Origin of the sequence: Streptomyces sp. YGL11-2 (assembly GCF_050054615.1) — a bacterium.
Lineage (GTDB): Bacteria > Actinomycetota > Actinomycetes > Streptomycetales > Streptomycetaceae > Streptomyces.
The window spans coordinates 30,555-55,378 of record NZ_JBNHIN010000052.1; the positions used below are offsets into that span (position 1 = coordinate 30,555).

The window sequence follows — 24,824 nt, forward strand, 5'->3', positions numbered from 1 at the left end:
ATGAGCAGCGAACGACCCGATTTCGTAGAAATTCGTAGAAGAGGCCACCCATGGACTTCCTTCGCCCCGCCAGCTGGGAGGAGGCGCTCGCCGCCAAGGCAGCGCACCCTACCGCTGTGCCCATCGCGGGCGGCACGGACGTGATGGTCGAGATCAACTTCGACCACCGCCGCCCCGAGTACCTGCTCGACCTGAACCGTATCGGTGACCTGAGCGAGTGGGAGGTCGGCGAGAGGACCGTACGCCTGGGTGCCTCCGTTCCCTACACCAGGATCATGGAGAACCTGCGGGCCGAACTCCCGGGCCTGGCCCTGGCGTCGCACACCGTCGCCTCCCCGCAGATCCGCAACCGCGGCGGCGTCGGCGGCAACCTCGGCACCGCCTCGCCGGCCGGTGACGCGCACCCCGCGCTGCTCGCCTCCGGCTGCGAGGTCGAGGTCGAGTCGGTGCGCGGCCGCCGCATGATCCCGATCGACGAGTTCTACGTGGGCGTCAAGCGCAACGCGATGGCGCCCGACGAGCTGATCCGCTCGGTCCATCTGCCGAAGGCCGACGGGCCGCAGCAGTTCTCCAAGGTCGGCACCCGCAACGCCATGGTCATCGCGGTGTGCGCGTTCGGCATCGCGCTGCACCCCGAGACCCGCACGATCCGCACCGGCATCGGCTCCGCGGCGCCCACCCCCGTACGAGCCAAGGAAGCCGAGGAGTTCCTCGCCGCGGCGCTGGACGAGGGCGGCTTCTGGGAGTCGGGCAACCCCATCCCGCCGTCCGTCGCCAAGCAGTTCGCCCAGCTGGCATCCGGCGCCTGCAACCCGATCGACGATGTGCGCGGCAGCGCCAAGTACCGCCGGCACGCCGTGGGGATCATGGCGCGCCGCACCCTCGGCTGGACCTGGGAGTCCTACCGCGGACAGGAGAGGAGCGCACAGTGCGCGTGAACTTCACGGTCAACGGCCGCAAGCAGGAGGCCGACGACGTCTGGGAAGGCGAGAGCCTGCTGTACGTCCTCCGCGAGCGGATGGGCCTGCCGGGCTCCAAGAACGCCTGCGAGCAGGGTGAGTGCGGCTCGTGCACGGTCCGCCTGGACGGTGTGCCGGTGTGCTCCTGCCTGGTCGCGGCCGGCCAGGTCGAGGGCCGCGAGGTGGTGACCGTCGAGGGCCTGGCCGACTACGCCAAGCAGCGCGCCGAGCACGGCGGCTGCGCCTCCGGCGCCTGCGGCACCAGCCTGGACGCCGCCCAGCGGTGGCAGTCCAAGCCGGCCGACTCGCAGACCGGGGAGAACACCGAACTCTCCCCCATCCAGCAGGCGTTCATCGACGCCGGCGCGGTCCAGTGCGGCTTCTGCACCCCGGGCCTGCTGGTCGCCGCCGACGAGCTGCTGGAGCGCAACGACTCCCCGTCGGACGCCGACATCCGCGAGGCGCTGTCGGGCAACCTGTGCCGCTGCACGGGCTACGAGAAGATCCTCGACGCGGTCCGGCTGGCAGCCGCCCGCGGTGAGAACCGGACCGCCGGACAGGGGGCCTGACCATGGCTGGTGCCACCCGTACACCCACCAACCTCACCCAGGGCGGCAAGACCGACGCCGGCATCGGCGCCTCCACGCTCCGCCCGGACGGCACCCTCAAGGTGACCGGTGAGTTCGCGTACTCCTCGGACATGTGGCACGAGGACATGCTGTGGGGCTTCACGCTCCGCTCCACCGAGGCGCACGCCGAGATCGTCTCCATCGACACCTCCGAGGCGCTGGCGACCTCCGGTGTCTACGCCGTCCTCACCTACGACGACCTGCCCACCGACGTGAAGAACTACGGCCTGGAGATCCAGGACACGCCGGTTCTCGCGCACGGCAAGGTACGGCACCACGGCGAGCCGGTCGCGCTGGTCGCCGCCGACCACCCGGAGACCGCGCGCCGCGCCGCCGCCAAGATCAGGATCGAGTACCGGCAGCTGCCGCTGGTCACCGACGAGGCGTCGGCGACCGCCGAGGGCGCGCCGCTGGTCCACGAGGGCCGCGACGACCACCACATCGGCCACGTACCGCACCCCAACATCGTCCACCGGCAGCCGATCATCCGCGGCGACGCCGCCGAGGCCGCGAAGAAGGCCGACGTCATCGTCTCCGGCGAGTACGTCTTCGGCATGCAGGACCAGGCGTTCCTCGGCCCGGAGTCCGGCCTCGCGGTGCCCGGTGAGGACGGCGGTGTCGACCTCTACGTCGCCACCCAGTGGCTGCACTCCGACCTCCGCCAGATCGCCCCGGTCCTCGGCCTGCCCGAGGAGAAGGTGCGGATGACGCTCTCCGGCGTCGGCGGCGCGTTCGGCGGTCGCGAGGACCTGTCGATGCAGATCCACGCCTGCCTCCTGGCACTGCGCACCGGCAAGCCCGTCAAGATCGTCTACAACCGGTTCGAGTCCTTCTTCGGGCACGTCCACCGGCACCCGGCGAAGCTCTGGTACGAGCACGGCGCCACCAAGGACGGCAAGCTCACCCACCTGAAGTGCCGGATCGTCCTGGACGGCGGCGCCTACGCCTCCGCCTCCCCGGCGGTCGTCGGCAACGCCTCGTCGCTCGCGGTCGGCCCGTACGTCGTCGACGACGTCGAGATCGAGGCGATCGCGCTCTACTCCAACAACCCGCCGTGCGGCGCGATGCGCGGCTTCGGCGCGGTCCAGGCGTGCTTCGCCTACGAGGCGCAGATGGACAAGCTCGCCGCGAAGCTCGGCATGGACCCGGTCGAGTTCCGGCAGCTCAACGCCATGGAGCAGGGCACCATCATGCCGACCGGGCAGCCGGTCGACTCGCCGGCCCCGGTCGCCGAACTCCTCCGGCGCATCAAGGCGATGCCGCTTCCCCCGGAGCAGCAGTGGCTGGCGGCCGGCGAGGGCGCCGACGTCCGGGCGCTGCCCGGCGGCCTGTCCAACACCACGCACGGCGAGGGCGTCGTCCGCGGTGTCGGCTACGCCGTCGGCATCAAGAACGTCGGCTTCTCCGAGGGCTTCGACGACTACTCCACCGCCCGGGTCCGCATGGAGGTGCTGGCCGGTGAGCCGGTCGCCACCGTGCACACCGCGATGGCGGAGGTCGGCCAGGGCGGCGTCACCGTCCACGCACAGATCGCCCGCACCGAACTCGGCGTCGAGCAGGTCACCATCCACCCCGCCGACACCCAGGTCGGCTCCGCCGGCTCCACCTCCGCCTCCCGGCAGACGTACATGACCGGCGGCGCGGTGAAGAACACCTGCGAGGCGGTGCGCGAGAAGGTCCTGCAACTGGGCCGCGCCAAGTTCGGCACCTACCACCCCGCGTGGGCCACCGCCGAACTGCTGCTGGAGGGCGGCAAGGTCGTCACCGACGGCGGTGAGGTGCTGGCCGACATCGTCGACGTCCTGGAGGGCGAGGCGATCGACCTGGAGCTGGAGTTCCGGCACCGGCCCACCGAGGCGTTCGACCTGGTCACCGGCCAGGGCAACGGTCACGTCCAGTACTCCTTCGCGGCCCACCGCGCGGTCGTGGAGGTGGACACCGAGCTCGGCCTGGTCAAGGTCATCGAGCTGGCGGTGGCACAGGACGTCGGCAAGGCGCTCAACCCGCTGTCCGTCGTCGGCCAGATCCAGGGTGGTACCACCCAGGGCCTGGGCGTGGCGGTCATGGAGGAGATCATCGTCGACCCCAAGACCGCGAAGGTGCGCAACCCCTCCTTCACGGACTACCTCATCCCCACGATTCTCGACACGCCGTCCATCCCGGTCGACGTGCTCGAACTCGCCGACGAGCACGCCCCCTACGGGCTGCGCGGCATCGGCGAGGCTCCCACCCTGTCGTCAACCCCGGCCGTCCTCGCGGCGATCCGGAACGCGACCGGGCTGGAGCTCAACAAGACGCCGGTACGCCCCGAGCACCTCACCGGCACCTAACCGCATCACGCCTGGGGCCACCCTCCCCAGGTCCCCACGCCTCCGGGCGGTGCGTTTCAGGGGTGTCCCTGTCCGTCCTCCTCAGCGCACCGTCCGGAGATCTCCCCGCACCACGCAGTAGCTGACCTGCTCCAGCAAGGGGCCGGCAGCACCCCGTTCGTCTCGGGCCGTCCCCCGGGTCGTGCAGCCGAATATCCATCCCAAATCTCGTGTCACCGATGCGAGTGCCCCTGTGAACCTTGGGAGTAAGGCACCATGACCCAGCAGTCCACTGAGCCGTTGACCACGGCGGAAGACGCGGGCGAGGGCTCGCGTCAGCCCGCCGGCCGGTCCTGGCTCGACCGGTACTTCCACATCTCCGACAGAGGGTCGTCCCTCGCGCGGGAAACGCGCGGCGGCATCACCACCTTCATGGCGATGTGTTACATCCTGCTTCTCAACCCGGTCATTCTGGGCTCGGTCCAGGACGTCCACAAGAACACCCTCCCGCACGCCGGCCTGGTCACCGCCACCGCGCTCGGCGCCGCGATATGCACCCTGCTGATGGGCTTCATCGGCAAGGTCCCGCTGGCACTCGCGGCGGGCCTGAACGTCTCCGCGGCCCTGACCACCCAGGTCGTCCCCAACATGACCTGGCCGCAGGCCATGGGCATGTGCGTGATGTACGGCGTCGTCATCTGCCTGCTGGTCGTCACCGGCCTGCGGGAGATGGTGATGAACGCCATCCCGCTCGCCCTCAAGCACGCGATCACCATGGGCATCGGCATGTTCGTCGCCCTGATCGGCCTGGTGAAGGCAGGGTTCGTCGGCAAGGGCATCGGCACCCCGGTCACCCTCGGCACCACCGGAAACCTCTCCGGCTGGCCCGTCCTGTTCTTCTGCCTCACCCTGCTGCTGATCTTCATGCTGCAGGCCCGCAAGGTCCCCGGCGCCATCCTCATCGGCATCGTCGTCGGCTCGGTGTTCTCCATCGCCGCCACCAAGCTCGGCGGCCTGACCGCCAAGGACTGGGGCGGTACGCCTCCGGCGCTGAACGGCAGCGCGGTGTCGATGCCGGACTTCGGGCTCTTCGGCCATGTGCAGTTCGGCGGCTGGGGTTCCATCGGCGCCCTCAGCGTCGGCATGATCGTCTTCACCCTGGTGCTGGCCGGCTTCTTCGACGCCATGGCCACCATCATCGGCGTCGGCACGGAGGCCAAGCTGGCCGACGACAAGGGCCGGATGCCGGGCCTGTCCAAGGCGCTGTTCGTGGACGGCGCCGGCGGTGCCATCGGCGGTCTCACCGGCAGCTCCGGCCAGACCGTGTTCATCGAGTCGGCCAGCGGCGTCGGCGAGGGTGCCCGTACGGGGCTCTCGTCCGTCGTCACCGGTCTGCTCTTCGCGGCCTGCCTGTTCTTCACCCCGGTCACCCAGCTCGTGCCGGCCCAGGTGGCCGCCGCCGCTCTCGTCGTCATCGGCTCGATGATGATGAGCGTCGCCGGCCATGTGGACTGGAAGGACCGCGCGGTGTCCGTGCCGGTCTTCCTGACCGTCGCCCTGATGCCGTTCACTTACCAGATCACCACCGGTGTCGGTGCCGGCGTCATCGCCTACACCGCCATCAAGGCGGCCCAGGGCAAGTGGCGTGAGATCGGCGGTTTCATGTGGGTGCTGACCGGCATCTTCCTCGTCTACTTCTCGCTCCATCCGATCGAGCAGTGGCTGGGCATCAAGTAACGCCCGCCTGCTCCCCATCCGTTAGGAGACCGACATGCTGGACATCGCCGAAGAGTTGAACCGGTGGGTCGAGCAGGGACGCGCCTTCGCCGTGGCCACCGTGGTGGCCACCAACGGCAGCGCGCCCCGCCAGCCCGGAGCCGCCCTCGCCGTCGACAGCGACGGCACGGCGATCGGGTCGGTCTCCGGCGGGTGCGTGGAGGGAGCGGTCTACGAGCTGTGCCAGGAGGCACTTCGGACCGGCGAACCGGTCCTGGAGCGCTTCGGCTACAGCGATGAGGACGCCTTCGCCGTGGGCCTGACCTGCGGCGGCATCATCGACATCCTCATCACTCCGGTACAGGCGAGCGCCCCCGGAACCGCTGCGGACAGCGGCTCCGGGGGGCACGGGGTGGACAGCACCGCCACCACGCTCGCCGCCGCGCTGGCCGCCGCCGCATCAGGGGACGCGGCGGCGGTCGCGCGGGTCGTCGAGGGCCCGGCCGAACTGGTCGGCAACGCCCTCCTCGTCCGTCCCGACGGCAGCCACACCGGCACCCTCGGCGGACACCCCGCCCTCGACCGCACCGCGGCCGAGGAGGCCCGCGCCCTGCTGGACGCCGGGCGCACCACGACCCTGGAGATCGGGGTGGAGGGTTCGCGGTGCGGGACGCCGGTCGTCCTCCTCGTCGAATCCTCCGTCCCCGCGCCCCGGATGATCGTCTTCGGCGCCATCGACTTCGCGTCCGCGCTGGTCCGGGTCGGCAAGTTCCTCAACTACCACGTCACCGTCTGCGACGCCCGCCCCGTCTTCGCGACCCGGACCCGCTTCCCGGACGCGGACGAGATCGTCGTCGACTGGCCGCACCGCTACCTCGACTCCCAACACCTCGACTCCCGCGCCGTGCTGTGCGTCCTCACCCACGACGCCAAGTTCGACGTCCCGCTGCTGGAACGGGCGCTCAAGCTCCCGGTCGCCTACGTCGGCGCCATGGGCTCGCGCCGCACCCACCTCGACCGCCAGCAGCGGCTGCGCGACGTCGGCCTCACCGAGATCGAGCTCAACCGGCTCCGCTCGCCGATAGGGCTGGACCTCGGCGCGCGGACGCCCGAGGAGACCGCACTGTCCATCGCCGCCGAGATCGTCGCCAACCGCCGCGGCGGCACCGGCGCTCCGCTGACCGGTGCGCACACCCCCATCCACCACGACACGGCCCGGCCGGTGGGGCGGATCGGGTCGGTGGCCTGAGGACCTGGGCGGCCCGGAGTCCGGCGGGACTCGGGGCCGGCGCAATCCGCGGGACCGGCGCACCTGACGCCACCGGCTCCGCGGCCGGGCCTGTGGGCCGTTACGGCACGGGCGCGATATCCCTTCGGGGGGCGCGCCCGTGCCGTCGCCTTTTCGTCGGGGGCGCTCGGTACCGGTGCGAAATCGACCGCGAAAGCCACCGTGAGCTTCAGGAGGAGCGGAAGTCAAGACATCTCCCAACCGGCCACGCCCTGGGACCGGATGGACAGGGACTACCTCCGCACCCCGCGCACCTGGGACGCCCGGGGCATCGGCCGCTTCATGCTGGTCCTCGGCCCGACCAGCTCGGTCTTCGACATCACCACGTTCCTGCTGATGTGGCATGTCTTCGGGGCCGACAGCGAGCTGCACCAGGCGCTGTTCCAGTCCGGCTGGTTCGTCGAGGGCCTGCTCACCCAGACCCTGGTCGTCCACATGCTCCGCACCCGCCGGATCCCGTTCCTCCAGTCCCGTGCCACCTTCCCCGTCCTGCTGATGACCGTGCTGGTCATGGCGGTCGGCCTGTGGCTGCCGTTCTCGCCGCTGGCCGGTGTGCTCGGCACGCAGGCACTGCCGATGAGCTACTTCCCGTGGCTGGCCGGGACGTTGGCGGCGTACTGCCTGCTGACGCAGGGGGTGAAGAGCTGGTACATCCGGCGGTTCGGCGAGTGGCTGTGACGCCCTGACCGCAGCGCCCCGACCGCACCGCCTGGCCGCATCGCGGCCGCCCCGCGGCTCCCGCCCTCACGCGCCGGGGGCCGCGGGCGCGCCGTCCGCCTCGCCGCCCCGTGCCCGGCCGTGCGGCAGCCGGCGCACCGCACCGGAGGCCAGCGGCAGCACCGCCGCCACCGCGGAGACCGCCCCGGCCACCGCGGCCACCCGGAAGCCGCCGTACGTGCGGGCGAGTGGCGCCACGCACAACTGCCCGACGGGGATGGCGACATACGACAGCAGATCGTTGTACGACGCGACCCGGGACAGCGCGTGCCGGGGGACGTGCTCCTGGAGCGAGGTGTCCCAGGCGACACCCGTCACCGCGACCCCGAGCCCGGATACGAACGCACCGGCCACCAGCCAGGAGGGGCCCAGCCGCGCCCCCAGCACCAGCAGCGGCAGCGCGCCCAGCGCACTCGTCAGCTGCCCCAGCCCCAGCAGCCGCCGGACCGCGAGCCGGTACAGCACCGCCCCCGCCACCAGCAGCCCGGCGCCCCGCACGCTCAGCACCACACCCCAGGCCGCCGCACCGCCGGTCTGCCGTGTCAGCGCGGGCCCCAGGATCTGCCAGGTCCCGGTCTGCACCAGGTTGACGACGAAGAACGACAGCGTCCCCAGCCACACCCACCGGATACGCCGGAACTCCCGCCACCCGTCCCGCACATCGGCCGCCACGGAGGACCGGGGCCGGCCCGGCGCCCCGCCGCCGGGGGACACCCGGGCCAGGCACCCGGCCGCCACCAGATACGTCAGCGCGTCGAAGGCGATCGCCGGCCCGCCGCCGACCACCACCACGCACCCGCCCGACAGCCCCGGCCCGAGCACCTTGGCCGCGTTCCGCACCGACCCCAGCAGCGCGTTGGCCGACCGCAGCCGCGCCGCGCCGACGAGTTCCGGTACGACACCGCGCAGCGCCGGTGCGGTGAACGCGGCCAGCACACCGTTCAGGACCTCCAGCCCGGCCACCGGCAGCAGCGCGTAGTGCCCGGTCAGCAGCAGCCCGGCGACCGCCCCCTGGGTGAGCGCCGCCCCCAGATTGGCGGCCACCAGCACCGTACGGCGCCCGCACCGGTCCGCCGTCGCGCCGCCCACCAGCAGGAACGCCAGCAGCGGCACCATACGGGCGGCGAGCACCACGCCGAGATCGCCGGCGCTGCCGGACGAGGCGTCCAGCACCGCGAACGTCAGGGCGACCGGGGCCATCGCACTGCCCAGCAACGAGACCGTCTGCCCGGCCAGGAACCAGCGGAAGTCCGCAACGGAGAGAAGGGAGGAAGGCACCCGACGGAGTCTGTGGGCCCCGCACCGGATCACTATGCTTTCGGCACCAGGCGAAAGAACGCCGACACCGTGCCCCGAGGGGGAGGCCGCGATGACCACGCTCCGGCTGAGCCCGCTCGCCCTCTCCCGCTCCCGCTTCGCGCTCTCCCCCCTCGCCGAGACGGTGGGCACGGCGATCGCCCTCGCCCGGCCCCACCCCGACCCCTGGTTCGCGTCCTGGCGCGCCCACCACCTCCCCGACTTCACCGCCGCCCTCGACGCCGACCCCTTCGCCAGGGGCCTGATCGGGCTGATCAGCTCCACCAAGTGGCTGCCCGGCTTCGTCGCGGTCCCGCCGCCGGACGGTATGCGCACCGCCCTCACCCGCGAACTCGCCGCCCTGCGCGCCGTATCGGACGACGCCTTCCGCGCCGAGCTGGCGCCTTCGCTCACCCACAGCTGGCGCCACCACGACCTGGACTGGCTCACCGGACGCGACTGGGGCCCCCGCACCGCCGCCCTCCTCGACGCCCTCTGGACCGCCCACATCGCCCCCGACTGGCCCCGCCGCCGCGCCCTCCTCGAACGCGATGTCGCCTACCGGGCCGGGCTCCTGGCCGCCTACGGCTGGCCCCGCGCCCTGGAGCAGATGAGCCGGCACAGCACCTGGGTCGGCGCCGACGCCATCCGCTTCAGCAACCGCCCCGGCGCCGAGCGCGTCATCGGCGACGACGGCATGCTCTTCGTCCCGGTCAGCCTGTCCACCGGCACCTGGCTCTGCCAGGGCCCGCCGAGCCACTACGCCCAGGTCTATCCGGCCCGCGGCGCGGCCACCGCGCTCACCCCCGGCCGCTCCCGCCACGCCCTGGCACGCCTCGTCGGCACCGGCCGCGCCGCCCTTCTCCACGAACTCGCCCACCCCGCCACGAGCACCGAATTCGCCGCCCGGCTCGGCCAGTCCCTCGGCACCATCGGCGGCCATCTGTCCGTGCTGCGCGACGCCGGCATGGTCGTGGGGACGCGGGTGGGGCGACGGGTGGTCTACCGGCGCACCGAGGACGGGGACCGGCTGGCGGGGGAGCGGGACGCCTGACGGCCGGCGGGCGGCCCGCAACCCGGTGAGGCGGCCCGCGCCCCCGGCGGCGTCCGCCGCGGGCAGGTCGCAGATAACGGGAGGAGCCGCCCGATGAGGCGGGTTGGCGTCCTCTCCTACGGCGGTGAGCTGCCGGCCGGCATGGCGCCGCGCACCGGCTCGCGCTCGCCGTGCCCGGTATGCAACTCCCCCGCGCGGCACCGGACTTCGTCTCCGCGGCGCCGCCCACCGCCGATGCGGGGCGCTCACGCCACCCTCCCCGCGAACGCGGGGCGCTGCCGATGCACGGCCGGGGTAGGCGGGTCCTGGTCCGGGGTCGGGGTCGGCGGGTCCGGGGCCGGGTCCGGGGTCGGCGGCGCGGACGGCCCGCACGTGCCGCCCGGACGCCCTCCGTCGACCGGCCCGATGTCTCCCTGGACGTAGGGGAGTTGGCGTCCCGCTCCCTCGACGGCAGCCCGTTGCGGCGGCTGGTCCGGGCCGGGCTGGCCACCGAGCACACACCGGGCGCGGTCCGCCGGCCGGACGCCGCGTCGGAGACGGAGCGGCTGCCGTTCACGGGAGCGGGGAGAGAACTACCGAGCCCCGGCCCGCTCCGGTCGCAGCGCCGCCATCACCAGCACGTCGTGCCACGCACCGTCCCAGTGCAGGGCCTCGCGCATCCGGCCCTCCAGCACGAAGCCGCAGCGCTCGTAGGCGCGCCGGGCGCGGTCGTTGTACGCGAAGACCTCCAACTGGACGCGGTGCAGGCCGACCCGCTCGAAGGCGTGGCCGAGCAGCAGCCGGATCGCCTCGGAGCCGATGCCGCGGTCGGTGGCGGAGGGGGCCAGGGCGATCCGGAAGCCGGCGTGGGCGTTCGCCGGGTCGATCCGGCTGAGCGCGAGATCGCCCAGGTAGCCGCCGGTCTCCCGGTCCTCGATGGCGAGGTCCAGCCGGTCCGTGCGGGCGCCGCACTCGGCGATCCAGGCGCGCAGCCCCGCAAGGCTCCAGTCCTGGTGGGTGCCGGTCAGCCGGCGGGTCTCCGGGTCCTGGAACGTGGCGTGGAAGGCGGTCGCGTGCCGCTCCGACAGCGGGACCAGCCGGATCCGGTCACCGGTCAGCACCGGCTTCTCGGCGAGTGCCGTCGTATCGATCATCCGGGCATGATGGCCGGGCCGCGGCCGGCCGGGCAAGGGAATTGACCGGCGGCCGGCGCGGTTGGTCCGGTGGGCCCGAGAGGGCGGGGAGGGGTGGGTGTGGAGCTGCGGCAGGTGCGGTACTTCGTCATGGTCGCGCAGGAGCTGCATTTCGGGCGGGCCGCGGAACGGCTGCACATCGTGCAGTCGGCGGTGAGCCAGCAGGTCCGGCGGCTCGAACGGGAGCTGCGGACCGAGCTGTTCGACCGGTCGGCGCGCCAGGTGCGGCTCACCGCCGCCGGCGAGCGGTTCCTCCCGGAGGCGCGGGCGCTGCTCGCCGCCGAGGAGCGCGCCCGCGCCGTCGTCGCCGAACTGGCCGCGGCCCGCGCCACCACGCTCCGCCTGGGGACGAGTACGGGCCTGGGCGCCCATCTCGACCGGGTGCTCGACGCCCTCGCCGGCAGCGCGCCGGAGATCGGTGTGGAGCTGGTCGCGGGACGGACCCGGGAGCGGCTCGACCAGGTCGCCGCGGGCGAGCTGGACGCGGCGTTCCTCCGCGGCGAGGCGGCCGACGCCGGCCGGGACGGGCTGCGTTACGTGCCGCTCTGGCAGGACCCGCTGGTCGCCGTCGTCCCGGCCCGGCATCCGCTGGCCGCCTCGCCGGGCACCATCGCGCTCGCCGACCTGGCGGACGTACCGCTGGTGCTGACCGACCGCCGGAACAACCGAGCGCTGGTCGACCTGGTCGTCACCGCCTGCCACGCCGCCGNCGGGCACCATCGCGCTCGCCGACCTGGCGGACGTACCGCTGGTGCTGACCGACCGCCGGAACAACCGAGCGCTGGTCGACCTGGTCGTCACCGCCTGCCACGCCGCCGGCTTCGCACCGGTACCGGGCCCCAGGTACGGCTCGCTGGACGACACCCTGACCGCGATCGGCGCCCGCGGGTCCGCCGAGGCGATGTGGACGGTCGTCTACGAGGCCCACGCCCGCCGGCTGAGCACGCCGCGGGTGGCGTATCTCCCGTTCCGCAACCCGGGGATGGAGCTGACCACGTATCTCGCGGTCCGCCGCGCCGACCCGCCCGCCGGGCTCGAAGCGCTGCTGCGGGCCTGCGCGACCCGCACCGCCGCCGACGATCTCGATTCGTGATCGCTGCGTGCGCGATCAGCTTCTTGGTCACCGTACCCGTTCGCGATGGACTGGGGTCACCCCGGCGAGCCACCCGGAACCCGGGGCGGTCGGAGATCCCAACGGCCGCCGCTCGCCACCGAGTCGAGGAGTACGGACATGCCCGTCGTCACCGTTCAGCAGGGTCCCCGCAGCGTCGAGCTGAAGCGGGAGCTGGTCAGGCAGATCACCGACGCGTTCGTGGACGCGTACCGGATTCCCGCCGAGACCGTGCAGGTCTGGATCCAGGAGTTCCCGGCCGACAGCTGGGGCGCGGCCGGGAAGCTCACCGCGGACAAGTAGCCCGCAGGCGGTCGCCGCGCGGGGGGACGGGCCGACGCCCCCGTCCCCCAACGGCCGCGACGGCGCCGCCGCCACGTCGACGGAAACTCTCTCCCCCCGACTCGCACCGCGCGCCGACACCTCCGCTTCCCCTTCCCCCCATCAGGGGGTGGTGGGACCGCGCCACTGATTACACGATGGCAGCAGGCGCTGCGGCGATGATGAGGACAGCGCGGACGGCCGCTCGGCCGTGACACGAGTTTGTTCGGGATACAGGAGAGAACATGCGGACACCGATGACGATCGCGGACTTCCTCGACCGGGCCGAGCTGGGGTTCCGGGACAGCCCGGGCGTGGTCGACGAGCCGCATCAACCCGCCCCGCCGGTGCCCGAGTCGACCTACGGGCGGTTCGCCGAACGCGTCCGCGCCTGGCAGGCGGGGCTGGACGCGCTCGGGGTCGGCGAGGGAGAGCGGGTGGCCGTCGCGAGCCACAACTCCGCACGCATGCTGGAGCTGCTGTTCGCGGTGCCGATGAGCGGCCGCATCTGTGTCCCCGTCAACTTCCGCCTCAAGCCCGACGAGGTCGACTACGTCGTCCGGCAGAGCGGTTCCGCCGTCCTCCTCGTCGACCCGGAACTGGACGATGCGCTGTCCGGCGTCAAGGCGCGCCACCGCTTCGTCCTCGGTGAGCAGACCGACACCGACGTGATGCGGTTCGGCGTCGAGCCGCGCCCCTGGTCGGACCCGGACGAGGACGCCACCGCGACCATCAACTACACCTCGGGCACCACCGCCCGCCCCAAGGGCGTCCAGCTGACCCACCGCAACATCTGGGTCAACGGCATGACCTTCGGTCTGCACACCCGGGTGTGGGAGGGTGATGTGTACCTGCACACGCTGCCGATGTTCCACTGCAACGGCTGGGGAATGCCGTACGTGGCGGCCGGCCTCGGCGTGAAGCAGGTGGCACTGCGAAAGGTCGACGGCGCCGAGATCCTCCGGCGGGTCGACGAGCACGGCGTCACGCTGATGTGCGGCGCGCCCGCGGTGTGGAACATGGTCCTGGACGCGGCGGCGCACTGGGAGGGCGAGATCCCGGGACGGGACCGGGTACGGCTGATCTGCGCGGGCGCCCCGCCGCCGACCAGGACCATCCGGCGCGTGGAGGAGGAACTGGGCTGGGAGTTCACCCAGCTCTACGGCCTGACCGAGACCTCGCCGCTGCTCACCTTCAACCGCACCCGGCCGGCCGACGCGGACCTGCCCGCCGAGGAGCGCGCCCGCAGGCTCTCCCGGGCGGGCCTGCCCGCCCTCGGCGTCAAGCTGAAGGTCTCCGACTCCGGCGAGGTGCTGGCCCGCTCGAACACGGTGCTGGACGGCTACTGGGAGAAGCCCGAGGAGACGGCGGAGGCGCTGGCCGACGGCTGGTTCCACACCGGCGACGGCGGCATCCTCGACCCCGACGACGGCCATCTGACGATCTCCGACCGGAAGAAGGACGTCATCATCACCGGCGGTGAGAACGTCTCGTCGATCGAGGTGGAGGACGTGATCTTCAGCCACCCGGCGGTCGCCGAGGTCGCCGTCATCGGCGTACCGCACGAGAAGTGGGGCGAGACGATCAAGGCCCTCGTCGTCCTCGCCGAGGGCGCCACGGCCCAGGAGTCCGACATCATCGCCCACTGCAAACAGCGCATGGCCGGCTACAAGGCCCCGACGTCCGTGGAGTTCCGCGACTCCATCCCCCGCACGGCCACCGGGAAGATCCAGAAGTTCAAGCTCCGCCGGCCGTACTGGTCGGGGCTTGCGCGAGAGGTCAACTAGGGCCTGTCCGATGGGTCGTGCCCGTAAGCGTCCCGGTCCCTCAACAGGGGTCGGGACGCGGCCCGTTGAGCGGTGGAGCGTTGCCTGAGGTTGTGGGTAGGCGGTCGGCGGGCGGTGTGCCGCCCCGGGCGAACCGGCCTCCGCGGTGCGAAAGGGCGGGCGAGTCAGGGGCCTTTCGGGCATCTGGGACGCCATGCTGTACCCGGCGCGTAGTGGATGTTCCTGGAGTGACGCGTCCTCTCCAGTGGGCAGCCTTGCGGGTGTAGTGCAGCAACGGCTGACGTCGGGCTTCTGGGAGTGGTGGATGACCGCATGGGTGGATGTGTCGGACGGGGTGCCCCGGGAGGGCGGAGCGTACCGGAAGGAGAACCAGCGATGAGCAGCCAGCCGCAGACCGAGCTGTCGTACGCGAGCGGGGCGGCGGACCGTCCGCTGCTCGGCCGGACCATCGGGGCCGATCTGGCCCGGACCATCGCCCGCTTCGGGGACCGCGAGGCGCTGGTCGAGGTGGCCGGGGGCCGCCGCTGGACGTACGCGGAACTGGGTCGGGCGGTCGACGAGGTGGCGCTCGGGCTGCTCGCCAAGGGGGTGGGCAAGGGCGACCGGGTGGGCATCTGGGCGCCCAACTGCGCCGAGTGGGTCCTCGTCCAGTACGCCACCGCGCGGCTCGGCGCGATCCTCGTGAACGTCAACCCGGCCTACCGCGTACACGAGTTGGCGTATGTGCTCCAGCAGGCCGGGGTCAGCGTGCTGGTCTCCGCCGTCGCGCACAAGGCGAGCGACTACCGGCGGATGATCGAGCAGGTGCGGGCCGAGTGCCCGACGCTGCGCGATGTGGTGTACATCGGCGACCCGACCTGGGGCGGGCTGCTGGCCGCCGGAGCGGCCGTACCGCACACCCGGCTCGCCGAGTGCGAGAAGGCGCTGACCGCCGACGACCCGGTCAACATCCAGTACACCTCCGGCACCACCGGCTTCCCCAAGGGCGCCACCCTCTCGCACCACAACATCCTCAACAACGGCTACTGGGTCGCCGAGACCATCGCGTACACCGAGCACGACCGGGTGTGCCTGCCGGTGCCCTTCTACCACTGCTTCGGCATGGTGATGGGCAACCTCGGCATCACCTCGCACGGCGGCTGCATCGTCATCCCGGCGCCCGCCTTCGACGCCGCCGCCACCCTCCGGGCCGTCCAGGACGAGCGCTGCACCGCGCTCTACGGCGTCCCCACCATGTTCATCGCCGAGCTGAACCTGCCGGACTTCGCCGACTACGACCTCTCCTCCCTCCGCACCGGCATCATGGCCGGCTCGCCGTGTCCGGAGGAGGTGATGAAGCGGGTGCTCACCGAGATGCACATGCCGGAGGTGTCCATCTGCTACGGGATGACCGAGACCTCGCCGGTCTCCACCCAGACCCGGCGGGGCGACGACCTGGAGCACCGCACCGCGACCGTCGGGCGGGTGCTGCCGCACATCGAGGTCAAGGTCGTCGACCCGGCGAGCGGGGTGACCGTGGCGCGCGGCACCCCGGGCGAACTGTGCACCCGCGGCTACAGCGTGATGCTCGGCTACTGGGAGGAGCCACAGCGCACCGCCGAGGTCATCGACCCGGCCCGGTGGATGCACACCGGCGATCTCGCGGTGATGAACGACGACGGTTACGTCCGGATCGTCGGCCGCATCAAGGACATGATCATCAGGGGCGGTGAGAACGTCTACCCGCGGGAGATCGAGGAGTTCCTCTACTCGCACCCCAAGATCGCCGACGTCCAGATCATCGGCGTCCCGGACGAGAAGTACGGCGAGGAGATCGCCGCCTGCGTCATCCTCCGCAACCCCGAAGACCCGCTCACCCGCGACGAGTTGGCCCGCTACTGCCGCTCCCGGCTCGCGCACTTCAAGGTGCCGCGCTATCTGGAGATCGTCGACGCCTTCCCCATGACGGTCAGCGGCAAGGTCCGCAAGATCGAACTCCGGGAGCAGCTGGCCCGGCGGCTGGGGGAGGCGCAGCGGCCGCCGGAGGCGGAACGGGCCCCGCGCCGGGCGGGCAGGCTGGGCCGGGCGGGGAAGGCGTGACCGGCTGACCGGGTGGGCCGGCGCGGCCCTTCGGGGGTCGCGTCGGCTGCGGCGTACGGGTGCTCCGGATCGGTAACGAGGGCCTCCCGGCGGGGTGTTCAGGGGAATGTTCTCCGGCCGGGCCGCGGCGCGCCGGCGGGGGTGCCGTCGGCGCCGGGCGGTGCGGTCGATAGGGTCCTGACCTGGCTCGTTCGGCCGCATCCGGCCGGGGGCCGGGCCGCGAAACAGGCCAAACACCAGGCCGACAACCAGGCCGGAAATCCTGCCAGGAATCCGGTCAAGAGGGGAATTCCATGACCCGTATTGCTCGTTGGGCGACCACTGCCGCCGCCGTGGCCGCCGCTCTGGGGAGCTTCGCCGCCCCCGCCTACGCCGATGTCATCCAGCCCGGCAGCCCGGACGGCCCCACCCGCGAGGTGCTCACCGCCGGCTGTGCGAGCGGTGTCGACGAGGCGACCGTGGCGCCGACGGTGGTGGACGCCGACAGCGCCGCCGCCTTCTACCGCTGCGATCCCGTCACCCACCGCGTGGCGACCGAGGAGGGGCGTGTGACCTGCGCCCCCGGCGGACTCTTCGACTGGTCGCGGGGGCTGTGCGAACCGGCCGCCGCCGTACCGGAGATGGCCACCCGGCTGACCGCCGGCAAGGCCACCCTGTCGACGAAGCCGCTCAAGGTCATCGGGCTGCACGCCACCCTGGCGCGGGCCCGGAACGCCGGTCCGCAGGACGCCGTCTGGAACGCGACCATCACCTTCAAGGACACCACCGGCAAGGTGCTGTGCGTGGCCAGGACGGACGCCGCCGGGCGGGCGTCCTGCACCGCGGACAAGCCGCGCTCCGGTGCCGCCGTGCTCAGGGGCGGCTACACCGCCGAGTACGCCGGCAACGGTGCCGTCGACGGCCGCTACGCCACCCTGGCCCCGGCCACCGCCCAGGGCGGCATCCGCGCCGAACTGCCGCCGCAGGGCTGATGACCCGTCAGCGCGCGGTGGCGCCGCTGAGCCGGAGGTAGTCCCACGGGTCGTGTGCCTTGAGGGCCGTCACCGGTTCCCCGGCCGCTGCGCGTGTCGCGATGTCCCGCAGCCGCTCCTGGTGGGCGATCCGCAGCTTCTCGTCCACCTGGGCGTCCAGCTGGACCGGATCCAGCAGGGGATGCGGCTGCGGGGCATCCGCGGCGATCTCCCGGTGGTGGAAGTACGCGTCTCCCGCGTGCAGCTCTCCTGCGTGCAGCAGCCATCCGCCAGGGCGACGGTGGCGACGGGGCAGAGGTCAAGCGATGGGCGGGACAGCGGAGTTGGCGACGGTCAGCGGCGTTCGCCCGGCCAGTCGAGCAGCAGCCGCTGGGCACGGGGGAGCGAGGCGACGACCAGGTCGTAGGAGTCCTCGACCATGTCCCGGACGAGCCGGTCGGAGAGGTCGCCGGTCAGCGAAACGGTGTTCCAGTGGCGCTTGTTGAGGTGGTAGCCGGGCACCACCTCCGTGTGTGCCGCCCGCAGCCGCTCGGCAAGCTCCGGGTCGCACTTGAGGCTGACGGTCAGCGGCCGCGCGTCCAGCGTCGTCAGCGCGAAGATCTTGCCGCCGACCTTGAACGTCGAGACCTCCGGGTGCCGGGGGAACGGGAACTCCTCCGTCGCGCCGTTGAAGTCGAGGCAGAAGGAGCGGAGGGCTTTCGCGTCGATCATGCGGTCATTATGTCCGCGGCCCCGACCCGGCCTCCCGCCGCATGCAGACCCGCGGCCAGCGGTCCAGGCCCAGTTCCGCTTCGTGGGCGCGGAGGGCCCGCAGACCGGGGGTGAGCTCGCTGTCGGCCAGCGCCCGGAAGCCGAGCCGGGTGTAGTACGGCGCGTTCCACGGCACTTCGGCGAAGGTGGTCAGGGTCAGGGCGGGCCGTCCGCCGTCTTTCCCCCTTGCCTCAAGGGCAGGGGAGGTACCCCCATGGCCCGGTCGATCAGGGCCCGGCCGATGCCCCGCCGGGCCCGGTCCGGGTGGACCGAGACCTGCTCGACATGGGTGCAGCCGTCGACCGGGTCCCAGAGGAGATACCCGACCGGCCGCGCGCCGGGGCGGTCCGTGTCGTACGCGGCGAGCGCCCGGCCGGCGCGCTGATACTCCGTCAGCAGTGCCAGCGGCGGCGGTTCGTCGTCCGCGATCCGTGCCATGCCCAGATCGCGATGGGGGTACCTCCCATGCCCTTGAGGCATGGGGGAAGTTGGCCGGCGGCGCGTTCGACGGCGCGGAGCGCGGGCAGGTCGGCCGGGGCCGGGACACGGATGATCACGAGGTCAGTGTCGCCGGTCCCGGCCGCCCGATCCAGTGGATTCAGCCGGCGGGGACCGCCTCGCCCTCCTCCGGCGCCCCGTCCCCGGCCGGCTCGTCGGTCTTCTCCAGCAGCAGCCGGCGGTAGCGGTCGGCCTCGTCCGCCAGTTGCTCGTCGGTCAGCACCCGGGTGCCGTGCACGATGAAGGGATCCGCGTACCGCATCCCGGTCAGATGCGCGGTGGCGTCGAACGGCAGCAGCAGATCGCGGATCGGGAAGCGGTTGTAGCCGTCGGGGCGGTAGGCGGCCGCGGGGCCGCCGGTCGTGGTCGCGATCTGGAGCACCTTGCCGTGCAGCGAGGTGCCCTGCGAGCCGTAGGCGAAGCCGTACTCCAGGACGTCGTCGAGCCAGGCTTTGAGCAGCGGCGGGACCGAGTACCAGTAGAACGGGAACTGGAGCACGACCCTGTCGTGGGCGAGCAGCAGCTGCTGCTCCCGGGCCACGTTGATCCGCAGGTCCGGGCAGGCCGCGTAGAGGTCGTGCACATGGACGTCGGGGGTGGTGCGCGCGGCCTCGGCCAGTGCCGCGTTGGTGCGCGAGGCGCCGAGGTCGGGGTGGGCCAGGACGACCAGGGTGGTCATGACGGGGCAACTCCGTTGCTGGTACGTGGGTTTACGCGGGGGCTATGGGGTGGGCGGCGGTGTCCGGTGCGGCGGACAGGGCGTCGGCGTACCGGCGGGCCACCTCTGCCGCCGGGGTGCCGCCGGCCGGGTCCAGGCCCAGCCCGGCGAGGGTCTCGCAGACCCAGCCGGGGCGGACCACGGACAGCCGCAGACCGCGCGGCATCTCGATGGCCGCCGCCGCCACAAAGGCGTCGAGCCCGGCGTTGACCAGGGCGCCGAACGCCCCGCCCGGCGTGGGCTCGGTGAAGACGCCGCTGGTGAGGACGATGCTGCCGCCGTCCCGGACGTGCCGGATGGCCCGCCGGGTGAGCTGGACCTGGCCGAGCAGCTTGCCGTCCAGTCCGGTGGTGAAGTCGTCGTCCGACGGCGCGTCGAGCGGGGTGAGCCGGCCGCTCGCCGCACAGCAGACGACCGCGTCGACGTCGCGTACGGAAGCGAAGAGCGCGTCCACGGAGGCCGGGTCGGTCAGGTCCACCCGGACCGGGCCGCGGCGGGCGGCGCGGACGACGTCGTGGCCGCGGTCCGCCAACTCTCGGGCGACGGCACCGCCGATGGTGCCGGTCGCCCCGATCACGATGATCTTCATGGGGAGCATTCTGCCGTCCGCCCGGCACACCCGCGGCACGGAACGGACAACGGACCCCGGATCCCGGGGAGTTCCCGCGGTCCGGAAGCCCGGTACCGCCGCCCCGGCCTCCCGCCCCTCAGCGCCGCCGCGCCCCGTACGTGATCAGCTCGTCGGCGGCGTCGTTGACCGGCTGCGGGGTGCCGGTGAGGTCCATGACGAACAGCGGGATGTGCAGGTCGTCGGCGCGCGAGCGGGCGTCGCGGGCATAGCCGGCGAGCGAGAAGAAGACCGCGATCGCCGCGTCGGTGAGGCCGTTGAGCCAGACGCACTCGATCTCGCGCAGTCCGGTGGAGCGGGTCGTCGGGTCGACCTGGGCGACCACACCGGTGCCCTTGAGATCCACTCCGGAGGCGGTCCGCTCCTGGGTCCGGGCGATATCGGCGAACCCCAACCACTTCAGGTACTGGGCGGCGGCGGTGACGCAGTCGCGGGCCGTGCGGATGGTCACCGGGCGGAACACGGGCCGCTGCGGCGCCGGCGGCGGACCCGCCTCGGCACGCGTACGGGGCGCGGGCCGGTCGGGCCCGCCGGGGGACGGGAAGTTGGGCGGGGGAGGGGTGGGCGCGGGAGTGATCGGGACCCGGACGACGGTGCCGCACACACAGCCGGCCTCCGGCGCCGGCCACTCGTCCTGCCGACCGCAGACCTCGCAGCGCACCTCGACCCAGGACGCCTGCCAGGTGCGGTGCAGTATCTCGACCGGTACCCCGCCTCTGAGCACCGGCATGGTCAGCGGGGCACCGCAGGCGCACGGGAAGGTGGGCGGGGTGAAGGCGTTCTCGCGGCGGCACGCGGGGCACCGCACCGGCACGCTGTCGGCCATGGTCGGCTCCTGGCAGGTCGGGCGCGCAGTCAGACGGCTCTGCTGCTCTGCTCCATCGTCCCTCCAAAACCTTTTGCCGGGGGCCGAATTGCCTGGAGAGGTGCGTCGGTATCGCCTGGAGAGGGGTATCGGCGGGTGCGGCGCGCGGAGCGGGCGCGGAGTTCCCCACGGCCCCGGACGCACACAGGGCCCGGAATCCGTGACCGTACGGAATTCCGGGCCCTGTGCGGTGGTTCCCGCCCGACAGTGCGAGAGATGGGCGCGACGGGACAATTCCCCCAGCCACTGCTGGGAGGTACCCCCACACCGCCGGACGGAGTCGGCGCAGAGGGGTGCGGAAGGTGACAGCAGGCGGGCTCCGCGGCGGGGAGACGGCTCACCCTCCTTGTCGGGTGAGCCTGCCACCGCACTGGAATCTCCCCGGGACGCCGCGGAGCTCCGCACTACTTCCCCGTACCGGCTGACCACCCCTCAACGGGCCAGCCGGTACGGTTGCGCAAGGGGTCTGACCTCCCGTCAGTCCTCGCGCAGCTCACGGACGCGCGCCTCGACGCGCTTGCCGTAGTCCTGGTCGGCGGCGTGGAAGTGGGCGAGGTTCTTCTCGATCACGTCGTCGCGGCCGACCTGGGAGAGACCGCCGGCGATGTTGTCCACCAGGCGCTTCTTCTCGTCCTCGGACATCAGGCGGTAGAGCTCACCGGCCTGGAAGAAGTCGTCGTCCTTGGAGTGGGCCGGGGCCTCGTGGGTGCCGACGTAGCCGGAGACGGCCAGCGGCGCGGAGAGCGGCTGGTCGGTCTGGGCCGGGCCGTCGTACGAGTTCGGCTCGTAGTTCTTCGCGTGGCGGTCGTAGGCGTTGGACGCCATGAAGCCGTCCCGGCCGTAGTTGTTGGCCTGGGTGCCCTTGGGGGCGTTGACCGGCAGCTGGGTGTGGTTGACGCCCAGGCGGTAGCGGTGCGCGTCCGCGTAGGCGAAGAGCCGGCCCTGGAGCATCTTGTCCGGGGACGGGCCGATGCCGGGCACGAAGTTGTTCGGCGAGAAGGCGGCCTGCTCGACCTCGGCGAAGACGTTGTCCGGGTTGCGGTCCAGGACCAGGCGGCCCACCCGCTGGAGCGGGTAGTCGCTGTGCGGCCACACCTTGGTCAGGTCGAACGGGTTGAAGCGGTAGTTGGCCGCCTCGGCCGCCGGCATGATCTGCACGTAGAGCGTCCAGGACGGGTACACGCCCCGCTCGATGGACTGGAGCAGGTCGGTCTGGTGGCTGTTGGGGTCCTTGCCCGCCAGCTCGGCGCCCTGCTCGGCGCTCAGGCAGCGGATGCCCTGGTTCGTCTTGAAGTGGTACTTGACGAAGAAGGCTTCGCCCTGGGCGTTGGTCCACTGGTAGGTGTGCGAACCGTAGCCGTTCATGTGGCGGTAGGACGCCGGGATGCCGCGGTCGCCCATGAGCCAGGTGATCTGGTGGGTGGCCTCGGGGGCGTGCGCCCAGAAGTCCCAGACGTTGTCCGGCTCCTGCTTGCCGGTGAACGGGTCGCGCTTCTGGGAGTGGATGAAGTCGGGGAACTTGATCGGGTCCTTGATGAAGAACACCGGGGTGTTGTTGCCGACGAGGTCGTAGTTGCCCTCTTCGGTGTAGAACTTCAGGGCGAAGCCGCGCGGGTCGCGGGCCGCGTCCGGGCCGCCGAGGCTGTCCGCGACGGTCGAGAAGCGGAGGAACGTCTCGGTCCGCTTGCCGACGGTCCCGAGGAAGTCGGCGCGGGTGAAGGCGGTGACGTCGTCGGTCACCTCGAAGTAGCCGTATGCGCCGGAGCCGCGGGCGTGCACGACGCGCTCCGGGATGCGCTCGCGGTTGAAGCGCGCGAGCTTCTCCAGGAGGTGCTGGTCCTGGAGAATGATCGGGCCGCCGACGCCTGCGGTGGCGGAGTTCTGGTTGTCGGCGATGGGGGCGCCAGCCTCCGTGGTGAGAGTGCGCGCCGTCCGCGTGGGCTTCGACATGGTGACCTTCCGTACGAGAGCGCGGAAGTTGGCTTCCGCATGTCGGAGCGTAAGAACAGCTCCGACCAAACGTCAACAGTTTGTTGAAATAATCCTGGGTTACGAGGGCTGGGTATTCCGGGCGGCGGCCACGCCTGGGCGCGACAGGACAGGTGTCAGCGCAGCCACCGCCCGGAAGCTGGTGTTCACGGGCCCGGAGGGGCCTCTAGGTCCCGTGGGCGAACTCATGGACCGGATCGGCCGCGGGGTCGCCGCGGGCGCCCGCCGCATGCCCGGCCCGGACCTCGACGAGGACCGGCCGCCGCGTGGAGACGGCTTCCTTGCGGGCCCACTGGACCGCCGAGCGGAGTTCCGCCGGATCGAGGACGTCGCGGCCGGTGCAGCCGTACGCCTCGACGAGCTTGAGGTGATCCGTGAAGGGATCGGGTTCTTCGGAGCCGCCGAGCATGATCACGACGAACGGCACTTCGTACCGGGCCGCCGCCGCCAACTCCTGGGCCAGGAACGGGAACCCGCGGCCGTCGACGACCGCCACGACCTCGGCATCCCGCTCGCCCCGGTGGTCCAGCGCCGTCCGCACCCCGATCGCGGCCGGCACCTCCCACCCCGGCGGACCGCTGCGCCGGGGAACCCGGTGGCGGCGCGGATCGGCGGCGGCGCCGGGGAACGTCTCCGGCAGCCCGCTGACGACATAGGTGTCCGCAGAGGTGTCCGCCGGCGACCGCGCGCCGAAGATCTCGGCGAGCTCCGCCAGCGCCCAGCCGGCCGGGACTGGGACGGCACCGGAATCAGTACCGTCCGGCGGTGCGACCGGCGCCGGCCCGCCACCGGACTCCGGCCACCGGCCACCGGTCGCCGCGGCCGGACCGCCGCCCCCGATCCCGCCCGCCGGTGCCGGGCCGCAGATGATCTCGGCCGCGGCCAGATCGGCCGGCACATCGATCAGCACCGGTCCGGGACGGCCCTCCCGCGCGATCCGGAACGCCTCACGGAAAGCGCCCGGGATCCGCGCGGGGTCCTCGATCCGCTCGGCACGCTTGGTGACCGCTCCGGCCAGCCGGACCAGATCCGGCGGCCGGTACGCCTCGTGCCGCGGCGGGCCGCCCGCACGGCGCGGACCGGTCGTCTCCCGCCCGGTGATGCAGACCAGCGGGACCGCGTCCTGCAGTGCCGCGTGCAGTCCGGTGATCAGCCGGGCCGCCCCCGGACCCGCCGCCACCACGGCGACGCCGGCCTTCCCGGTCGTACGGGCCCAGCCGTCAGCCATGTGCACGGCGCCCTCTTCGTGGCGCACGGACAGCTGCCCGATCCCGCCGACCCGCTCCATCGCCGCGTACAGCGGGAGCAGGGCGGCACCGGGGCAGCCGAAGGCGATGCCGACGCCCTCGTCCTTCATGATCTGAACGGCCGCCTGTACGGCGGGAATGCGCTGCGCCCCCATGGTGGGAATCAGCCCTGGGTGGGGTGTCCGGAGAGGCGTTCGACGCCGCGGAGGAGGGCGGAGTGGTCGAGGCCGCCGTCGCCTTGTGCGCGCAGGGAGGCGACGAGGCTTGCGACGACGGTGCCGACGGGGAGGGCGGCGCCGACGTTGCGGGCGGCGTCGGTGACGATGCCCATGTCCTTGTGGTGGAGGTCGATGCGGAAGCCGGGCTTGAAGTCGCGGCGCAGGAAGTTGTCCTTCTTGCGGGTGAGGACGGTGGAGCCGGCGAGTCCTGCGTTCAGGACGTCGAGGGCGGCGTTGAGGTCGACGCCGGACTTCTCCAGGAAGACGACGGCTTCGGCGCAGGCTTGGATGTTGACGGCGACGATGAGCTGGTTGGCGGCCTTGACGGTCTGGCCGGAGCCGTGGGGGCCGCACAGGACGATGGTCTTGCCGAGGGCTTCGAGGATGGGCTTGGCGGTGTCGAAGTCGGTCTGTTCGCCGCCGACCATGATGGACAGGACGGCTTCGATGGCGCCGGCCTCGCCGCCGGAGACGGGGGCGTCGATGACGCGGATGCCCTTGG

21 protein-coding genes and 2 pseudogenes are annotated in these 24,824 nt (G+C 72.3%); 12 read left to right on the forward strand and 11 right to left on the reverse strand.

Features of this window, described 5'->3' with window-relative positions:
• Nucleotides 1-50 precede the first annotated feature (50 nt).
• The 6 genes from ACO1BR_RS36005 to ACO1BR_RS36030 all read left to right on the forward strand — a co-directional run bounded on the left by ACO1BR_RS36005 (nt 51) and on the right by ACO1BR_RS36030 (nt 7,579).
• On the forward strand, nt 51-938 hold the full coding sequence (locus tag ACO1BR_RS36005; protein WP_426799324.1) for an FAD binding domain-containing protein: 888 nt from the start codon (nt 51-53) through the stop codon (nt 936-938).
• Nucleotides 929-1,528 carry a (2Fe-2S)-binding protein gene (locus ACO1BR_RS36010; protein WP_159507433.1) on the forward strand — a complete coding sequence of 200 codons (600 nt, stop codon included), beginning with the start codon at nt 929-931 and terminating at the stop codon, nt 1,526-1,528. Before ACO1BR_RS36005 ends, ACO1BR_RS36010 begins: the two co-directional genes overlap by 10 nt.
• 2 nt (nt 1,529-1,530) lie before the next feature.
• Nucleotides 1,531-3,918 carry a xanthine dehydrogenase family protein molybdopterin-binding subunit gene (locus ACO1BR_RS36015; protein ID WP_426799325.1) on the forward strand — a complete coding sequence of 796 codons (2,388 nt, stop codon included), beginning with the start codon at nt 1,531-1,533 and terminating at the stop codon, nt 3,916-3,918.
• 255 nt (nt 3,919-4,173) lie between these two features.
• Entirely contained in the window at nt 4,174-5,634 is a 1,461-nt protein-coding gene (locus ACO1BR_RS36020; RefSeq protein WP_426799326.1) for an NCS2 family permease, read from the forward strand.
• 34 nt (nt 5,635-5,668) lie between these two features.
• The gene (locus ACO1BR_RS36025; RefSeq protein WP_426799327.1) at nt 5,669-6,862 is read left to right on the forward strand and encodes an XdhC family protein; all 1,194 of its coding nucleotides are present in this window, start codon (nt 5,669-5,671) and stop codon (nt 6,860-6,862) included.
• A 261-nt stretch (nt 6,863-7,123) separates the two neighbouring features.
• Entirely contained in the window at nt 7,124-7,579 is a 456-nt protein-coding gene (locus tag ACO1BR_RS36030; protein ID WP_426799328.1) for a cation transporting ATPase C-terminal domain-containing protein, read from the forward strand.
• Between the two features lie 66 nt (nt 7,580-7,645).
• Here the strand turns inward: ACO1BR_RS36030 and ACO1BR_RS36035 are convergent, their stop codons facing one another.
• Nucleotides 7,646-8,896 carry an MFS transporter gene (locus tag ACO1BR_RS36035; RefSeq protein ID WP_426799329.1) on the reverse strand — a complete coding sequence of 417 codons (1,251 nt, stop codon included), beginning with the start codon at nt 8,894-8,896 and terminating at the stop codon, nt 7,646-7,648.
• 91 nt (nt 8,897-8,987) lie between these two features.
• On the opposite strand from ACO1BR_RS36035, the gene ACO1BR_RS36040 reads away from it, so the two are divergent.
• Nucleotides 8,988-9,968: a transcriptional regulator gene (locus tag ACO1BR_RS36040; RefSeq protein ID WP_426799330.1), complete on the forward strand. Its 981-nt coding sequence runs from the start codon at nt 8,988-8,990 to the stop codon at nt 9,966-9,968.
• Nucleotides 9,969-10,540: 572 nt separating this feature from the next.
• On the opposite strand, the gene ACO1BR_RS36045 is transcribed toward ACO1BR_RS36040, so the two are convergent.
• Nucleotides 10,541-11,251, reverse strand: coding sequence for a GNAT family N-acetyltransferase (locus ACO1BR_RS36045; RefSeq protein WP_426799331.1), 711 nt, complete (start codon nt 11,249-11,251; stop codon nt 10,541-10,543).
• On the opposite strand from ACO1BR_RS36045, the pseudogene ACO1BR_RS36050 reads away from it, so the two are divergent.
• From ACO1BR_RS36050 to ACO1BR_RS36070, 5 genes and pseudogenes are all read left to right on the forward strand, one after another.
• A pseudogene (locus tag ACO1BR_RS36050) lies at nt 11,201-12,233 on the forward strand (LysR substrate-binding domain-containing protein). The gene ACO1BR_RS36045 and the pseudogene ACO1BR_RS36050 sit on opposite strands and share 51 nt — an antisense overlap.
• 45 nt (nt 12,234-12,278) lie before the next feature.
• Entirely contained in the window at nt 12,279-12,554 is a 276-nt protein-coding gene (dmpI, locus tag ACO1BR_RS36055; protein ID WP_426799332.1) for a 4-oxalocrotonate tautomerase DmpI, read from the forward strand.
• Nucleotides 12,555-12,817: 263 nt separating this feature from the next.
• The gene (locus ACO1BR_RS36060) at nt 12,818-14,359 is read left to right on the forward strand and encodes an AMP-binding protein (RefSeq protein ID WP_426799333.1); all 1,542 of its coding nucleotides are present in this window, start codon (nt 12,818-12,820) and stop codon (nt 14,357-14,359) included.
• 375 nt (nt 14,360-14,734) lie between these two features.
• Nucleotides 14,735-16,438: an AMP-binding protein gene (locus ACO1BR_RS36065; RefSeq protein WP_426799334.1), complete on the forward strand. Its 1,704-nt coding sequence runs from the start codon at nt 14,735-14,737 to the stop codon at nt 16,436-16,438.
• Between the two features lie 293 nt (nt 16,439-16,731).
• Nucleotides 16,732-17,409, forward strand: coding sequence for a hypothetical protein (locus tag ACO1BR_RS36070; RefSeq protein WP_426799335.1), 678 nt, complete (start codon nt 16,732-16,734; stop codon nt 17,407-17,409).
• Between the two features lie 7 nt (nt 17,410-17,416).
• Here ACO1BR_RS36070 and ACO1BR_RS36075 read toward each other — a convergent pair whose 3' ends face one another.
• The 9 genes and pseudogenes from ACO1BR_RS36075 to ACO1BR_RS36115 all read right to left on the reverse strand — a co-directional run.
• Complete coding sequence (locus ACO1BR_RS36075) at nt 17,417-17,557, reverse strand: hypothetical protein (protein WP_426799336.1); 141 nt, start codon at nt 17,555-17,557, stop codon at nt 17,417-17,419.
• Between the two features lie 185 nt (nt 17,558-17,742).
• The gene (locus ACO1BR_RS36080) at nt 17,743-18,120 is read right to left on the reverse strand and encodes an MmcQ/YjbR family DNA-binding protein (protein WP_426799337.1); all 378 of its coding nucleotides are present in this window, start codon (nt 18,118-18,120) and stop codon (nt 17,743-17,745) included.
• A gap of 7 nt (nt 18,121-18,127) precedes the next feature.
• A pseudogene (locus ACO1BR_RS36085) lies at nt 18,128-18,716 on the reverse strand (GNAT family N-acetyltransferase).
• A gap of 41 nt (nt 18,717-18,757) precedes the next feature.
• Nucleotides 18,758-19,336 (reverse strand): NAD(P)H-dependent oxidoreductase, encoded by a 579-nt coding sequence (locus tag ACO1BR_RS36090; RefSeq protein ID WP_426799338.1) that lies wholly within the window; start codon nt 19,334-19,336, stop codon nt 18,758-18,760.
• A gap of 31 nt (nt 19,337-19,367) precedes the next feature.
• A complete protein-coding gene (locus ACO1BR_RS36095) occupies nt 19,368-19,964 on the reverse strand; it encodes a short chain dehydrogenase (protein ID WP_426799339.1) in 597 nt (198 codons plus the stop codon).
• Between the two features lie 118 nt (nt 19,965-20,082).
• The gene (locus ACO1BR_RS36100) at nt 20,083-20,829 is read right to left on the reverse strand and encodes a hypothetical protein (RefSeq protein ID WP_426799340.1); all 747 of its coding nucleotides are present in this window, start codon (nt 20,827-20,829) and stop codon (nt 20,083-20,085) included.
• A gap of 516 nt (nt 20,830-21,345) precedes the next feature.
• Nucleotides 21,346-22,818, reverse strand: coding sequence for a catalase (locus ACO1BR_RS36105; protein WP_426799341.1), 1,473 nt, complete (start codon nt 22,816-22,818; stop codon nt 21,346-21,348).
• Nucleotides 22,819-23,023: 205 nt separating this feature from the next.
• Nucleotides 23,024-24,259, reverse strand: coding sequence for a thiamine pyrophosphate-binding protein (locus ACO1BR_RS36110; RefSeq protein WP_426799342.1), 1,236 nt, complete (start codon nt 24,257-24,259; stop codon nt 23,024-23,026).
• 8 nt (nt 24,260-24,267) lie between these two features.
• A partial coding sequence (locus ACO1BR_RS36115; protein ID WP_426799343.1) for an NAD-binding protein occupies nt 24,268-24,824 on the reverse strand: 557 nt, incomplete at its 5' end.